Here is a 15,000-nt window from a genome sequence, read left to right on the forward strand (position 1 = left end):
AAACATCATAAAAAAAGCAGGATCATGAATCCTGCTTTTGTATTTTCCTTTTAATACAAGTAGATTTAGCGAATCACTCTCTCCAAAACCCACTCAATCAATCTTTTTTCAGACTGGTGATGATCTGCTGAGAACTCGCCGCGTCTTCTGTTGGCGATGACGTTGTTGACGGTGATGGCTTTGTGACCTAAAAGTTTAGAGAAAGCATAGATGGCAGAAGTTTCCATTTCAAAATTGGTGATGCCCAGGTCATTTAAAGTTTCGAGGAACTTGTCATCCAAAGCTTTTAAACGAAGTTCTCTTCCCTGTGGAGCATAAAATCCAGGGAAAGTTGCCGTGTTGCCGTGGTATTTTGCATCTTTGAAAACTTCGCCTAATTCTTCTGACCATTCAGAGAAATACAACATAGGCTTGATCTTTTCGTAAGGGAATTTCTCTAAAAAGTTTCTTGAAAATTCATTTTCAAAATGATAGTCCTGATAGAAATGCATCAGTCCGTCAAGACCTACCACATTTTGGGTAACCAGCATATTATCGACCTGCACATCAGGATTTACGCTGCCGCAGGTTCCCATTCTGAAAAGTTCCAGAGATTTGTGTTCGGTTTTGAATTCCTTTTTCTGAAGATCGATATTCACCAAAGCATCAAGCTCATTCATCACGATATCGATGTTTTCAGTTCCGATGCCTGTTGACATTACAGAAATTCTTTCACCACGTAAAGTTCCGGTGTGGGTATAGAATTCTCTTTTGTTCTTTTTGATTTCTACGGTATCGAAATATTTTGAAACCTTCGGAACACGATCGGGATCGCCCACAAGGATTACTTTATCGGCAATATCTTCGGGTAAAAGATTCAGGTGGTAAACGCTTCCGTCTTCATTCAGTACCAGTTCTGAGGCTGCGAGTTTATTGAGCATATAATTTTTATAGTTTGATTGAAATTTGTGAACCTGAATTTTTCAGGGATTTAAAATTAGTGAAAATTAAATGAAGCAAAATATAAACATTATTTAATTTTTCGTTAAAACTATGGTAATGTTGGGATGATAGTTTTGCAGATGAAAAATTTTATAAGATCTTATCCTTTACTTATTCTTATCGCATTCATCGGAATTGCCGCAATGTCATTCAATCCGGTTCATAAAGGATTTGGAAACGAAAAAACATTTGTTGCTCAGGGTTTATTCAGTTTTAAAAATCATCTTGAAAGTTTAAAGACCGACGTTTATCTTTTTAAAGACGATAAAATCAATGCAGAACAGCTTCAAAGTTCATTAAGAAATACCCGGAATTCTTATAAAGAAATTGAATTTTTCATCGCTTATCATTATCCGGAATTTTCTAAAACGCATCTCAATGCCGCACCATTATTCAGAATTGAAGCTGCCGGAACTACTGCTTACACACTTCCGCCGGAAGGTTTGCAGGTTTTGGACGAATTGATTTTTTCTGACGAAATAGCCGAACAAAAAGATAAGATCATCGAGATCACAGATTTTCTGTACAACAATTACAATAATTTCTATTTAAGCTCTATCAATAATGGTTTAAGCAAAGGAAATAACAAAACATTGCCTTTAAGAATTGAGTTGATTAGAATTTACACATTAGGTTTAACAGGTTTTGATACGCCTGGCTCATTAAACATCTCTGAAGAAGCTGCTTTTGCTTTAAAAGGAATGAAAAAATACATTCAGGATGATGCTTATTTTAAAAATTACAATTCAGAGAAAGCTCACCAACTTATAGATGAAAGTATTCTTTATTTAAATAAAAATAAAGATTTTGAAACATTTGACAGGATTGAGTTTTATAAAAAATATCTGCAACCGTTGTATGAAGAATTAGGAAACTGGGACGGAAATACAGATGACTTAAAAGAATTTTCAGGCTGGAATGTTGCCAATAAAAACTTTTTCAGCAGTGATTTCTTAGATCCTTATTTTTTTACCATTTTAAAAGGTTCTGAAGACAATGACGATCTGAAAGCATTAGGAAAAGAAATTTTCTACGACCAAAATCTCAGCGACAACGGAAAAATGAGCTGTGCCTCTTGTCATCTTCCTGAAAATGCATTTACAGATCTTAAAACTAAATCTTTAAGTAATGTTGAAGGAAAAACAGTGTTGCGAAATTCCCCTTCACTGTATAATGCGGTTTTTGCCAAAAGATTTTTCTACGATATGCGTGCTTTTTATCTTGAGCAGCAGGCAGAACACGTTATTTATAATAATGATGAGTTTAATACAAGCTATGAAAGCATCATTAAGAAACTAAAAAACAAACCTGAATACAAAAAAGCGTTCCGAAAAGCATTTAAAAACGGAGATATCAGCAAGCAGAATTTTTCTAAAGCTTTGAGTTCCTACGTAGCTTCTCTCTATTCTTTTGATAGCGATTTTGACAGTTTTATGAGAGATGAAAAAGAGATTTCTGATGATGCAAAAAAAGGTTTTAATCTGTTCATGGGAAAAGCAAACTGTGCAACCTGCCATTTTGCTCCTCATTTTTCAGGGTTGGTTCCACCGTTTTTTAATGAAAATGAATCTGAAGTTTTGGGTGTAACCAAACAACCAATTAAAATATCTCCTTTAGAAATCGATTCTGATAAAGGAAGAATAAAAAGCAACGTCAAAAAGAAGATTCCTGGATTTATGAAAACTCTTTTAAAACGATGACGGTAAGAAATATTGCTTTAACGAAACCTTACTTTCACAATGGTGCATTCAATACTTTAGAAGAAGTTTTAGATTTTTATAATGAAGGTGGGGCAGAAGGTTTGGGTTTAAATATTAACAACCAGACATTACCAGCAGATAAATTGAACTTAACGGAAACTGAGATTAAGCAAATCATTGCCTTCCTGAATTCTTTAACGGATATCAGCAAAGCAAAAGGTAAATAATTAAAATTCATTGACGATTTAACATAAAGTTAATCCCCGTAACATTAGGTTTGAGATTAATTAATATTCAGGGATATTTTGTTAAAGCCTTATTAACAGGGGGCTCGCAATAATAAAATAGTTTTGCAACAGAAAAAATAAAAGTATTTAAAAGTGAAAAGAAAACTACTTTCAGTTGCAGCACTTGTATTAATGACAAGCTCAGCATTTCAGGCTCAGACTACAATTTTCGGATTGCAAAGTTCTTGGAAATTTTATGATCTCGATGCAGCACCATCAGCAAATTGGAAAAACACCAATTTTGATGCTTCAGCTTGGTCTTCAGGTAATGGACCATTAGGTTATGGGGATCCGGTAACAACCACCATACACAATGGTGCTACGGGTTTACCTACTGCATATTTCGTTAAAGATTTTACTGTAAACTTGGCAGACCTTACCAGTACTCTGGAATTTGGTGTGAGAAGAGATGACGGTATCGTCGTTTATTTGAATGGTGAAGAGGTTGTGAGAGATAACATGCCTACAGGAGCAATTACACACAATACAGCTTCTCTTGCAACAATTGATGGGTCAGCAGAAACTGCCATCAATGTATTTTCTATTCTGAAAAGTAAGTTTGTACAAGGTGTGAACAGAATTTCAATCGAATTACACAATAGATCTGGCTCAAGTTCAGATTTAACGATTGATGCTTATCTTAAAAACGTAGGAGTAATTACTCCTCCTGCTAATACTTGCACAGGAACACATATCAGCTGTTTTACATCTATTGTTCCTACATCTCAGACAGCAAAATTAATAATCCCTGCAGAGCATAGATTTCAGATGATTCTGAAAGAAGGTGATCCTTATTCAGAAGGTGGAGGGCTTGTTGGCGGACAAAATGACTTTACAGGGTATGTTGCAAAAAATGCAAGCAGCACAGACGGTTATTTGTCAGTAAATCACGAGACCAATCCTGGTGGAGTGACAATGGCAGAGATTAATTATAACACAACTACAAAACTTTGGGCTTTAACGAAATCAAGAGGTGTTAGTTTTTCTGCACCAAGTTTAGTTCAGACCATCAGAAACTGTTCGGGTGGAGTTACTCCTTGGGGAACTATTGTTACCGCTGAAGAATCTGTAACCGGAAATGACACCAATGCAGACGGTTACAAAGATTACGGTTGGTTGGTAGAAATTGATCCTGCAACCGCTCAGGTAATGTCACATAATTCTAACGGAACAAAGGATAAACTTTGGCAGATGGGAATTATGAATCACGAAAATGTAGTGATCAACAATGCCGGAACAGCAGCTTATTACGGTGAAGATGGTGGAACAAACATGGTATACAAATATGTGATGGATGTACCAAACAATCTTGCATCAGGTGATTTATATGTTTTGAAACTTGATCAGGGAATCAGTGGAGGAAACCCTGTGGGAACAACAGCTACTTGGGTTCAAATTCCCAATAAAACACAGGCAGATCAGAATAACACAGCAAGTTTAGCTGCATCGTATGGAGGAACTTCTTTTAACGGAGTAGAAGATGTTGAAATAAGCCCGATTGATGGTAAAATTTACTTCACAGCAAAAGGTTTAGACAAAATATATCGTTTACAAGACAACGGGATGACAGCTTCCCAGGTTGAAGTTTTCGCAGGAGGTGGTACTACTCAATATTCATTCAACACTGTACAGGGTGTGAAAACTGAATCTTGGGGAGACGGTAATGACAACCTTACATTTGATGAACTTGGGAATCTTTGGGTTCTTCAGGATGGTGGTAAAAACTACATTTGGGTAATTGCACCAGATCATACCGCAGCAAATCCGAAAGTAAGACTGTTTGCTTCTATGCCTGCAGGTTCAGAGCCTACTGGTCTTACATTCACACCAGATCATAAATTTGGATTCTTCTCTGTTCAACATCCTTCTTCAACGATTTCTACAGATATTGACGCAACTGGAAACGTGATTGATTATAAAGGGAAATCTGCTACTATGGTCATTGCTTTACAACAATTTTTGGGCACAACTGCAGTATTAGGAACTACTGAAACTGTTAAGGAAACAGAAGTTACGGTTTCCCCAAACCCAACATCAGGTTTAGTGAAAATCAATTCTCCTAAAGCTTTGAAAAATCTTGAAGTGACTGCATACAGCATGGACGGTAAAATTGTTTACCAAAAGAAATTCTCAGGGAACAATTCATCTTTAGATTTAGATTTTACTTCTCAACTTCAGGTTTCAAGAGTTTTGATGCTTAACATCGAGGCTGAAGGATTCCAGAAGACCGTGAAAATTCTAAAAAAATAATTACTTAATTTCTTTCTTAGCTGCCGACATTTTCTTTGTCGGTGGCTTTTTTTGTTTTTACGAAATCATATTTAAATTAAATGTCCTGCAAAAGATATTCTCATGAAAAAATTAATTCTCATCATTGCCTTTTTATCTCTATATACTATCAAAGCACAAATCGACCCTATCAAATTTCCGACATATACCAATGTTGAAGATGCCCTGAAAAGTGAGAAAACAGTTTACAGCATGAGCTTCAGAGAAAAAGGATTGTTTAATATCCCTCCTGATCTCGTGAAAATGGATTCTTTATTTTTTCTAAATCTAATGGCTAACAAATTAGAGAAAATGGATAGCGGTATTTTTAGTTTGAAAGAATTGGAAATTTTGATTGTTAATGAAAACAGCATCAAATTTATTCCCGATGAAATTGGTGAACTGAAAAAACTGACTACTTTTTCAATGAACTTGAACAGTCTTACAAAGATTAATCCGAATATTGTAAAACTGCAAAAATTAAAAACGGTTCATTTTGACGCCAATAATCTGAATGTTTTCCCTGAAGCGTTGCTGGAAATTCCGGCGTTAGAAGAAATCAATCTGAGTAGCAATCAAATCAGTGTTGTGTCGCAGGATTTAAATAGAATTAAAAATTTAAAATATCTAAACCTTTCTGCCAATCAGATCAATGATTTAACTGATGTAAAGTTTCCTGAAAAAATAAAATATCTCGAGCTTCAGCAGAATGCTATTGTAAAACTTCCTGATTATTTATTTAGATCTAAAAATCTTGAGTTTTTGAATGTAAGCAATAATAATCTGAAAGAAATTTCTTCTAAAGTAAAGGGCTTAAAAGGTGTTGTGAGTATGAATTTGGCAAACAATCAACTAAAAGATCTTCCAACAGATTTTCAACAACTTAAAAATCTGAAAACATTAATTTTAGTTGGAAACCCTATGGAAAAAGCGACCATCCAAAAATTAAAAGAACTGATGCCTCAAACGCAGATTTACTTTTAAAAATTATCCGCCGACTCTTTTTGTTTTAAAGCCCAAATCTTTAAGAATAGTCATGATTTTATCACGGTTATCCCCCTGAATGATAATCGTTCCGTCTTTTTCAGAACCACCTATTCCTAGTGTGGTTTTTATTTTTTCGAAATCTTTTTTAAATCTTCCTCACTTCCTTCCCAACCTTCAACGATGGTCACGGGTTTTCCGTTTCTGCCTTTCTTTTCAAACTTACAAACCAAAGGTTCTTTCTGCTTAAACTGTTCTTCAGGCATCTGAAACTCCTGCTCTTCATGCTCAGGAAAAAGGTTTTTGAGTTGATCACGTAAATCCATAGCACAAAATTAATAAAATATTTAAAAGGTTTAAAGATTAAACAGGAGAAAGCAAATAAAGTGGTTTTATTTTGATAAAAAAATCTGTGTAATCCGTGGGAAGTATCTATCCCGAAGATTACACAGATTTACACAGATAATTGATGCTGAAAATTTAATATTACTTCATTTAACCCGTTGTGCATTTTAAATTTTTGTATTTCTAAAATAAGTGAAACGGCTTTGTTTACCTTTATTTCAGTATTTTTAAAAAAAATCCTTGTTTATCCTTGCGTTTTTTTATCGCTAAGAAAGACTAAGTTTTTAAAATATATTTCTTTTTTAAGACAAACAATGGCATTTCATTTAGCGAAGAAAAACAATTATTTGAATATCAATCATTTAAATTCATCTTCATAATGCATAACGAGTTTCATTTAATATATTTATGAAGCTTTTTAATAAAAATTTAAGTCTCTCAAATTCTTCAATTCATTTCAAAATCGATAAATTTGTTTGTTAAAAAAATAAATTAAAATGTCAAAAAAAGCAATACTAGCAATACTTGACGGATGGGGTTTGGGTCAAAATCCTGAAGTTTCTGCATTAGCTCAGGCAAATACACCATTTATAGATAGCTGTTATCAAAAATATCCACACACAACATTAGAGGCAAGTGGTCTTGCAGTAGGACTTCCATTGGGACAGATGGGAAATTCTGAAGTTGGACACATGAACTTGGGTGCCGGAAGAGTGGTATATCAGAATTTGGTTAAACTCAACATGGCGGTTGAGAATGGTACTTTGGGGCATGAAGAAGTGATTCAGGAAGCTTTTGCTTATGCCAAAGCAGAGAAGAAAAACGTGCACTTTATCGGTTTGGTTTCCAATGGAGGGGTGCATTCACACATCAATCATTTAAAAGGATTATTAACGGCTGCCAGCGAATACGGATTACATGAAAATGTATATGTTCACGCATTTACTGACGGTAGAGATTGTGATCCGCATTCTGGTTTAGGTTTTATTGAAGACCTTCAGGATCACATGGGCACGACGACTGGTGCTTTGGCAACGGTAATTGGAAGATACTATGCAATGGACAGAGACAGACGTTGGGAACGTGTGAAACTGGCGTATGATGCGATGGTCAACGGAATTGGAGAAAGAACAATGGATGCAGCTTCTCTTATTCAAAATTCTTACAATGAAGGAGTAACTGACGAATTTATTAAACCTATTATTTTAGTAAAAGATACACAGATCGGAAATGAAGTTCCTGTAGGAAGAATCGTGGATAATGATGTGGTGATCTGCTTTAATTTCAGAACAGACAGAGGAAGAGAAATCACTGAAGTTCTTTGTCAGCAAGATATGCCTGAATATTTTATGCGAAAGCTGAATCTTCATTATGTTACCCTAACCAATTACGACAAAACGTACGAAAATGTAAAAGTTGTTTTTGATGAAGATGTTCTTCATGAAACAATGGGTGAAATTCTGGAAAGAAACGGGAAATCTCAGATCAGAATTGCCGAGACAGAAAAATATCCTCACGTTACATTTTTCTTTTCAGGTGGCCGTGAAGAAGAATTTCATGGTGAAAAAAGATTGTTGTGCCCGAGCCCGAAAGATGTTCCGACTTACGATTTAAAACCAGAAATGTCTGCTTACGAAATCACTAATTCAATTCTTCCTGAACTTGAAAATGAAACCGCAGATTTTATTTGTTTAAATTTCGCAAATACCGATATGGTGGGTCACACAGGTGTTTTTGAAGCAGCTGTAAAAGCAGCAGAAACGGTTGACAAGTGCATAGAAAAAGTAGCAACGACTGCTTACGAACATGGTTATGCAGTTTTCATTCTTGCGGATCATGGAAATTCTGACGTAATGATTAATGCAGATGGTTCGCCAAATACACAGCATTCAACCAATTTGGTTCCTTTAATTGTAATGGATAAAGATCATGAATGGAATTTAAAACCAGGAAAACTGGGTGATATGGCTCCTACTATATTATCCGTAATGGGCGTTGAAATCCCTGCAATAATGACGGGAGACATTTTAGTTAGCTAAACTTATACGATTATGATATATCTACCGTTGTCTTAAAAGATGGCGGTATTTTTTGTGATTTACACCAGACTTACTATGAGACACATACAATAGTATGCTACAAATAATAAAATATTAATATATTTGCAACTCATAAAAGTATTTAAAATGTACAATAAGCTCGTAAGAAAAGAGGTAATGGGTATTTTAGAAAAGGAAGTAGGTTCTTTTCTTGATAAATTTTTGACGCCAATTGAAAAAATTTGGCAGCCATCAGACTATTTACCAGATCCTTCAAGCGAAAATTTCAAATATGATTTAGATGAAATTCAGACTTTTGCACGTGAGATGCCTTACGACCTTTTTGTAACCCTGATTGGTGACTGTATTACAGAAGAAGCTTTACCTTCTTACGAATCTTGGTTAATGAGCGTTGATGGAATTGATCAGGAAAAAAGTGGACCGACTTGGGCAAGCTGGATAAGATCTTGGACAGGTGAAGAAAACAGACATGGAGATTTATTGAATAAATATCTTTATCTGTGTGGCAGAGTAAATATGAGACAAGTTGAGATTACCACGCAATATTTAATTAGTGATGGTTTTGATATCGGTACAAGTATGGATCCTTATAGAAATTTTGTTTACACAAGCTTTCAGGAAACTGCAACCAATATTTCTCACAGAAGAGTAGGTACTTTGGCAAAACAATCCGGAAACGGAAAATTAGCGAAAATGTGTGGTGTAATCGCTGCAGATGAAGCAAGACACGCAAAAGCTTATAAACATTTCGTGGCTAAAATTCTTGAATTAGATCCTTCTGAGATGATTTTGGCATTTGAAGATATGATGCGTAAAAAAATTGTGATGCCTGCTCACATGATGAGACAGTCGGGACAAAAAGCCGGTGAACTTTGGGGTCATTTCTCAGATGCTGCACAAAGATGCATGGTCTACACAGGTCAGGATTACATCAATATCATGAAAGATTTGTTAGACGAGTGGAAAATTGAACACATTACAGGTCTTACAGAAAAAGCAGAAAAAGCTCAGGAATATTTAATGAAACTTCCGAACAGATTGCAAAAAATCACCGACAGAGTTTCTACTCCGGATTTACAATTTCAGTTTAGTTGGGTGAAAGATTAATTTTATTTTAACAATAAATTATAATAGAGAGTGTCGGATGTTTTTTCGACACTCTTTTTTTATTTATTATCTTTGCCCAGCTAAAAAAGAACAAAAAATGGTTAGTAATAAAAAAATTGCTGTAGATTTCGACGGAACAATCGTGGATGATGCATATCCCGGAATCGGGAAAGCTAAAATTTTCGCATTTGAAACGCTGAAAAGATTGCAGGCTCAAGGATTCAGATTAATCCTTTGGACCTACAGACACGGCAAAACTCTTGATGAAGCTGTAGAATTCTGTAAAAAAAACGGAATCGAATTTTATGCAATCAATTCAAGTTTTGAAGGAGAAGTTTTTGATAGCGAAACTCAATCAAGAAAACTAGATGCAGATTGGTTTATTGATGACAGAAATCTTGGTGGTTTTCCGGGTTGGGGTGAGATCTATAATATTATTAATGAAAGAATAGAATTCCGTGTAGAAGGGAAGGAAGTTTTAGCTTATTCAAAACTGAAAAAAGAAAAGAAAAAAGGGCTTTTCTGGTAAAAATAATTAAAGATTAAAAGTTAGTAATTAGAATTAGTTCTAATGCTGCTTTTTAATTTTATCATAAGAATACTTAGATACTGAAGGTTTTATTAAACTAAATATTTATAAAGTTGTAAATCTAACTTCTGATATCTAATATCTAACATCTATTTAAAATGATTCAATTAAAAACAATAGACGAAATTCGTCTGATGAGAGAAAGTGCTCAGTTGGTTTCCAGAACATTAGGAATGTTGGCAAAGGAAATCAAACCTGGGATTACTACTTTATATTTAGATAAATTAGCGCATGATTTCATTAAAGATCATGGGGCAGAACCTGCATTTTTAGGATATGGAGGTTTTCCTTATTCGCTTTGTATTTCACCAAATGAGCAGGTAGTTCACGGTTTTCCAAGCAAAGAAGAGATCAAAGAAGGTGATGTTCTTTCTGTAGATTGCGGAGCGGTTTTGAATGGTTTTGTTGGCGATCACGCTTACACATTTGAAATTGGTGAAGTAAAACCTGAAATCAAAAAACTACTTCAGGTAACCAAAGATTCTCTGTATAAAGGAATTGCACAATGTGTAAGAGGAAAAAGAATCGGAGACATTTCTCATGCGATTCAATCGTATTGTGAAAAAGAAGGTTATGGTGTTGTAAAAGAATTGGTAGGCCACGGCTTAGGCAGAAAAATGCACGAGGATCCAAGTGTTCCGAACTACGGAAAACAAGGAAGTGGAAAAGTCATTAAAGACGGTTTGACGATTGCGATAGAGCCAATGATCAATTTGGGAACTGAAAAAGTGAAGTTCCACAATGATGGCTGGACGGTAACTACGCTTGACAATTTAACTTCAGCACATTTTGAACATGATGTTGCTGTGGTGAATGGTAAACCTGTTTTGCTTTCTACCTTTAAATATGTTTACGAAGCTTTAGGCATCGAAAGTGATGAAGAAATGCCATTCCAAATGGAATTTTAATGAAAAAGCTGACTAAGTTTTTACTTAATAAAATCCCTCGTCCGATGCTTATTCAGATGAGTGTCTGGGCGCGTCCGTTGATTTATCAGTTTTTCAAAGGTGATCAGTTTTTCGACCCTATTGATGGAAGATCATATAGGAAATTTCTGCCTTACGGCTACGGAAAACAGAGAGAAAACGCTTTATCTCCGGGAACTTTAAGTTTAGAAAGACATCGCCAGATGTGGCTGTATCTTCAGAATGAAACCGATTTTTTCATTAAAAACTGCAAAGTTTTACATATTGCTCCCGAGCAGGAATTTTTGAGGAAATTCAAAAGAATGAGCAACCTCAATTATATTTCGGCAGATCTTTATTCGCCGATTGTAGATGTGAAAGCTGATATTTTAGATTTACCTTTTGAGAATGAAAGTTTTGATGTTATTTTCTGTAATCACGTTTTAGAACATATTGAAGATGATGCCAAAGCGATCAGCGAATTGTATCGTGTTATGAAGCCCGGCGGTTGGGGAATTATTCAGGTTCCGATGAAAAATTCTTTGGAGAAAACCTATGAAGATTTCACCATTAAAGATCCGAAAGAACGCCAGAAACATTTTGGTCAATATGACCACGTTCGCTGGTATGGAATGGATTATTTTGACCGTTTGAGAAAAGCTGGTTTTGAAACTGAACCTAATTTCTACTCCAAACAATTCTCTGATGCAGAGATTTTAAAATACGGATTGAATCACAACGAAATATTGCCTGTGGTTTATAAAAAATAGAAAAAACGTCTTCAATTTTGAAGACGTTTTTATTCTATATCTTGGAATTTATATTTGTGAAATTCGTGAAAAAATTTGTGCTTAAATCTAATGGGAAACCGCCTTCAAGCCAATCACCGAGCCAATCAATGTACAGATAAAAAACATTCTCCAAAAGGTCACAGGATCTTTAAAAACTAAAATTCCCATCAAGACAGTTCCCACTGCGCCAATTCCCGTCCAGACTGCATAAGCCGTTCCAATCGGTAAAGTTTCAGTTGCTTTGATCAAGAGAAGCATACTGATTGTAAGACAAGCTAAAAAACCACCAAACCACCAGTACATTTCGTTTCCTGATGTTTCTTTTACCTTTCCTAAACAAGAGGCAAACCCAACTTCAAACAGTCCTGCGATAATTAAAATAATCCAATTCATGAGTAATAATTTATGACGCAAAGTTGAGGATTTAGTTTTGCTTTAAATTTTACATTTGTTAAAAAATAAATGAATCTTAGAGATTGTCAAATTTTATTTTGAAAGAAATATTTAATTTAAATAGAAATACTATTTCGCAGATTTAGAAAATCAAGCAGATTAGTTTAAAAAAAATCTGCACTATCTCTATCATCAGAGAGAGTTTAAAAAAATCACCTTATTTCTGCACGAATCCTGCTTAAACTTACCTGCGTAATTCCTAAGTAGGAAGCAATATGCCCCAACTGAACTCTTTGGATGAGATACGGTTTATCTCTCAGCAAATCTTTATACCGCTCCAAAGCCGTTTTGTACTGCCTTGAGATAATCAGTTCTTCGGTTTTGATCAGTTCACGTTCGGCAAATTTTCTTCCCCAATTGGCAATATTGATATCTTCATTAAATAAAGCTTTCAGTTTTGAAGTTTCCAATTGATAAAGTTCACAATCTTCCAAAAGTTCAATACTTTCATATCCCGGTTTTTCTTCAACGTAACTTTTCATTGAAACCACAGGTTCGCCTTCTGCTCCAAACCAGAAAGTGATGTCATTATTTTCAGACGACGCAAAAGCACGAACAATTCCCTTTTTCAAAAAGTAAATATGAGGAACAACTTTGTCAGATTCCATTAAAACAAGTCCCTTTGGATGCTTTACTTCAGTGATATGCTGCTTCAATTTTTTTTTAGAAGTGGTAGTAAGCGGGGAGATGTTATCAATAATTTCGTTGATATTCATATAGAAATTAAATTTGTTAAAAATTAGTTGAAGCAGTTATCATTCCTTGTATTTCGTAAATAAGTGTAACGGCTTTGTTTAAACTTTAAATTTTTAAATGTCCCAAAACCTTAGTTTAACTTTGCGATTATAAAATATCAACCAAAAATAGACTTTTTTCAGCATCTAATTTTAATATAGACCACAAGACCGATTTTGTTTTACTAACTTTGCAAATCGTAATAAAAGCGACTTAATTTTTTTATATGCATAAAGCAGGATTTGTAAATATTGTTGGAAAGCCAAACGCCGGAAAATCTACCCTTCTGAATCAATTGATGGGGGAGAAACTGGCAATCGTTACTCAAAAGGCACAGACAACCAGACATAGAATTTTTGGAATTTATAACGAAGAAGACTTACAGATCGTATTTTCTGATACTCCTGGAGTTTTAGATCCTAAATACGGTTTGCAGGAAAAAATGATGGATTTTGTAAAAGATTCATTGCAGGATGCAGACGTTTTTCTTTATATAGTAGACGTTACTGATAAATCTGAACAATCAGCATTTTTAATCGAGAAATTGAATAAAATTCCGGTACCGGTTTTACTGTTACTGAATAAAATTGATCAAACCAATCAGGAAGGTCTTGAGAAAATAGCTACAGAATGGCACGAAAGAATTCCAAAAGCGGAAATTCTTCCGATTTCAGCTTTAAATGCTTTTAATATTGATGTTATTTTACCTAAATTAAAATCAATGTTACCGGAAAGCCCTGCGTACTATGATAAGGATATGTACACTGATAAGCCTGAAAGATTCTTTGTAAACGAAGCCATCAGAGAGAAAATTCTTTTGAATTACGATAAAGAAATTCCATATTCGGTAGAAGTGGTTACCGAAATGTTTAAAGAAAAAGAAGGAATTATCTTCATCGATTCTATTATTTATGTAGAGAGAGATACCCAAAAAGGAATAATCATCGGACATAAAGGTGAAGCCATCAAAAAAGTTGGGACGGAAGCCAGGATAGATTTGGAGAAATTTTTCTCAAAAAAAATCCATTTGAATCTGTTTGTTAAAGTGAAAAAAGACTGGAGAAAAAACGACAGAGATTTGAAGAATTTCGGATACCGATAGACTAAAAAGTCAATATTCATCGTTGTATTAAAAGATTTTTATTATCTTTAAACTAAATTTTTAATCAATGAGTTATTCAAACTTAAAAGCTAATCCCATATACATAGACATCGTTTTATTGATAGTAAGATTATTTATAGGTTTTGCGATGTTGTCTCACGGTTTTCCAAAGCTTCAGATGTTATTAGAAGGTGGTGATATTCAATTTTTTGATTTCCTAGGATTAGGTCCGAAAATATCTTTAGGTCTGACTGTTTTTGCTGAATTTGTATGTTCTATTTTCCTGATTTTGGGATTATTTACAAGAATAGCCGTAGGTTTTCTCATCTTTACAATGATCATTGCAGGATTTGTAGTCCATGGTGCTGATCCATTTGATAAAAAAGAAATGAGTTTGCTTTACTTAGCAATTTATTTGCTCATCATGGTTTTAGGAGCGGGAAGATTCTCAATTGATGGCATGATAGAAAAGAAAAGAAGAGCTTCAGAATGGTAAAGTTTTATTTTTAAAAATATACAAGCGGTAATTTTTTTGCCGCTTTTTTGTGTCATATTTTTTTATTTAATAGGATTGTATCCTATTCTTTGTTAAATCGTCCCTTTGGGACTATGGTTGATATGCTTCTAAAAACCTTTTGATTTGAATATTTAAGTTTTCAGGATAATTTCGTACAATTTTTTTGGTTAAATACT

General features: G+C 34.5%; 14 protein-coding genes and 1 pseudogene. 11 read left to right on the forward strand and 4 right to left on the reverse strand.

The window, feature by feature from the left end:
• Positions 1 to 65: 65 nt before the first annotated feature.
• Positions 66 to 920: a nucleoside phosphorylase gene (locus EAG08_RS20485; protein ID WP_129537066.1), complete on the reverse strand. Its 855-nt coding sequence runs from the start codon at positions 918 to 920 to the stop codon at positions 66 to 68.
• 141 nt (positions 921 to 1,061) lie between these two features.
• Here EAG08_RS20485 and EAG08_RS20490 point away from each other — a divergent pair, with 141 nt between their 5' ends.
• The 4 genes from EAG08_RS20490 (at position 1,062) to EAG08_RS20500 (ending at position 6,220) form a co-directional block, all read left to right on the forward strand.
• On the forward strand, positions 1,062 to 2,681 hold the full coding sequence (locus EAG08_RS20490) for a cytochrome-c peroxidase (protein WP_228446669.1): 1,620 nt from the start codon (positions 1,062 to 1,064) through the stop codon (positions 2,679 to 2,681).
• Positions 2,678 to 2,908 (forward strand): hypothetical protein, encoded by a 231-nt coding sequence (locus EAG08_RS22445; RefSeq protein ID WP_228446670.1) that lies wholly within the window; start codon positions 2,678 to 2,680, stop codon positions 2,906 to 2,908. The genes EAG08_RS20490 and EAG08_RS22445 overlap by 4 nt, the downstream gene beginning before the upstream one ends.
• A 153-nt stretch (positions 2,909 to 3,061) precedes the next feature.
• Positions 3,062 to 5,218 carry an alkaline phosphatase PhoX gene (locus tag EAG08_RS20495; RefSeq protein ID WP_129537067.1) on the forward strand — a complete coding sequence of 719 codons (2,157 nt, stop codon included), beginning with the start codon at positions 3,062 to 3,064 and terminating at the stop codon, positions 5,216 to 5,218.
• A gap of 102 nt (positions 5,219 to 5,320) precedes the next feature.
• Positions 5,321 to 6,220, forward strand: a complete 900-nt coding sequence (locus tag EAG08_RS20500) for a leucine-rich repeat domain-containing protein (protein ID WP_129537068.1) — start codon at positions 5,321 to 5,323, stop codon at positions 6,218 to 6,220.
• A gap of 3 nt (positions 6,221 to 6,223) precedes the next feature.
• Here EAG08_RS20500 and EAG08_RS20505 read toward each other — a convergent pair.
• Positions 6,224 to 6,546: pseudogene (locus EAG08_RS20505) on the reverse strand (translation initiation factor).
• Positions 6,547 to 7,062: 516 nt separating this feature from the next.
• Between EAG08_RS20505 and gpmI the strand changes: the two are divergent.
• The 5 genes from gpmI to EAG08_RS20530 all read left to right on the forward strand — a co-directional run bounded on the left by gpmI (position 7,063) and on the right by EAG08_RS20530 (position 11,996).
• Complete coding sequence (gene gpmI, locus EAG08_RS20510) at positions 7,063 to 8,604, forward strand: 2,3-bisphosphoglycerate-independent phosphoglycerate mutase (RefSeq protein ID WP_129537069.1); 1,542 nt, start codon at positions 7,063 to 7,065, stop codon at positions 8,602 to 8,604.
• A gap of 147 nt (positions 8,605 to 8,751) precedes the next feature.
• Entirely contained in the window at positions 8,752 to 9,732 is a 981-nt protein-coding gene (locus tag EAG08_RS20515; protein ID WP_129537070.1) for an acyl-ACP desaturase, read from the forward strand.
• 97 nt (positions 9,733 to 9,829) lie between these two features.
• Positions 9,830 to 10,261: a BT0820 family HAD-type phosphatase gene (locus tag EAG08_RS20520; RefSeq protein WP_129537071.1), complete on the forward strand. Its 432-nt coding sequence runs from the start codon at positions 9,830 to 9,832 to the stop codon at positions 10,259 to 10,261.
• A gap of 158 nt (positions 10,262 to 10,419) precedes the next feature.
• Positions 10,420 to 11,229 carry a type I methionyl aminopeptidase gene (map, locus tag EAG08_RS20525; protein ID WP_129537072.1) on the forward strand — a complete coding sequence of 270 codons (810 nt, stop codon included), beginning with the start codon at positions 10,420 to 10,422 and terminating at the stop codon, positions 11,227 to 11,229.
• Positions 11,229 to 11,996 carry a class I SAM-dependent methyltransferase gene (locus EAG08_RS20530; RefSeq protein WP_129537073.1) on the forward strand — a complete coding sequence of 256 codons (768 nt, stop codon included), beginning with the start codon at positions 11,229 to 11,231 and terminating at the stop codon, positions 11,994 to 11,996. Before map ends, EAG08_RS20530 begins: the two co-directional genes overlap by 1 nt.
• Before the next feature lie 87 nt (positions 11,997 to 12,083).
• On the opposite strand, the gene EAG08_RS20535 is transcribed toward EAG08_RS20530, so the two are convergent.
• Together EAG08_RS20535 and EAG08_RS20540 are read right to left on the reverse strand one after the other, a co-directional pair.
• Positions 12,084 to 12,410 (reverse strand): DMT family transporter, encoded by a 327-nt coding sequence (locus tag EAG08_RS20535; protein WP_129537074.1) that lies wholly within the window; start codon positions 12,408 to 12,410, stop codon positions 12,084 to 12,086.
• 212 nt (positions 12,411 to 12,622) lie between these two features.
• Entirely contained in the window at positions 12,623 to 13,186 is a 564-nt protein-coding gene (locus tag EAG08_RS20540) for a Crp/Fnr family transcriptional regulator (protein WP_129537075.1), read from the reverse strand.
• Positions 13,187 to 13,431: 245 nt separating this feature from the next.
• Between EAG08_RS20540 and era the strand changes: the two genes are divergently transcribed.
• Both era and EAG08_RS20550 read left to right on the forward strand, forming a co-directional pair.
• A complete protein-coding gene (gene era, locus EAG08_RS20545; protein WP_047443936.1) occupies positions 13,432 to 14,307 on the forward strand; it encodes a GTPase Era in 876 nt (291 codons plus the stop codon).
• Between the two features lie 67 nt (positions 14,308 to 14,374).
• On the forward strand, positions 14,375 to 14,803 hold the full coding sequence (locus tag EAG08_RS20550; RefSeq protein ID WP_129537076.1) for a DoxX family protein: 429 nt from the start codon (positions 14,375 to 14,377) through the stop codon (positions 14,801 to 14,803).
• Positions 14,804 to 15,000 lie beyond the last annotated feature (197 nt).

It is taken from the genome of Chryseobacterium sp. 3008163 (assembly GCF_003669035.1).
Classification (GTDB): domain Bacteria; phylum Bacteroidota; class Bacteroidia; order Flavobacteriales; family Weeksellaceae; genus Chryseobacterium.

Bases quoted from the DNA above. Each gene is read 5' to 3' on its own strand.
- EAG08_RS20540 (WP_129537075.1), bottom strand. From the start codon at position 13,186: ATGAATATCAACGAAATTATTGATAACATCTCCCCGCTTACTACCACT.
- EAG08_RS20500 (WP_129537068.1), top strand. From the start codon at position 5,321: ATGAAAAAATTAATTCTCATCATTGCCTTTTTATCTCTATATACTATC.
- map (WP_129537072.1), top strand. From the start codon at position 10,420: ATGATTCAATTAAAAACAATAGACGAAATTCGTCTGATGAGAGAAAGT.
- EAG08_RS20520 (WP_129537071.1), top strand. From the start codon at position 9,830: ATGGTTAGTAATAAAAAAATTGCTGTAGATTTCGACGGAACAATCGTG.
- EAG08_RS20515 (WP_129537070.1), top strand. From the start codon at position 8,752: ATGTACAATAAGCTCGTAAGAAAAGAGGTAATGGGTATTTTAGAAAAG.
- gpmI (WP_129537069.1), top strand. From the start codon at position 7,063: ATGTCAAAAAAAGCAATACTAGCAATACTTGACGGATGGGGTTTGGGT.
- EAG08_RS22445 (WP_228446670.1), top strand. From the start codon at position 2,678: ATGACGGTAAGAAATATTGCTTTAACGAAACCTTACTTTCACAATGGT.
- era (WP_047443936.1), top strand. From the start codon at position 13,432: ATGCATAAAGCAGGATTTGTAAATATTGTTGGAAAGCCAAACGCCGGA.
- EAG08_RS20530 (WP_129537073.1), top strand. From the start codon at position 11,229: ATGAAAAAGCTGACTAAGTTTTTACTTAATAAAATCCCTCGTCCGATG.
- EAG08_RS20550 (WP_129537076.1), top strand. From the start codon at position 14,375: ATGAGTTATTCAAACTTAAAAGCTAATCCCATATACATAGACATCGTT.
- EAG08_RS20535 (WP_129537074.1), bottom strand. From the start codon at position 12,410: ATGAATTGGATTATTTTAATTATCGCAGGACTGTTTGAAGTTGGGTTT.
- EAG08_RS20485 (WP_129537066.1), bottom strand. From the start codon at position 920: ATGCTCAATAAACTCGCAGCCTCAGAACTGGTACTGAATGAAGACGGA.
- EAG08_RS20490 (WP_228446669.1), top strand. From the start codon at position 1,062: ATGAAAAATTTTATAAGATCTTATCCTTTACTTATTCTTATCGCATTC.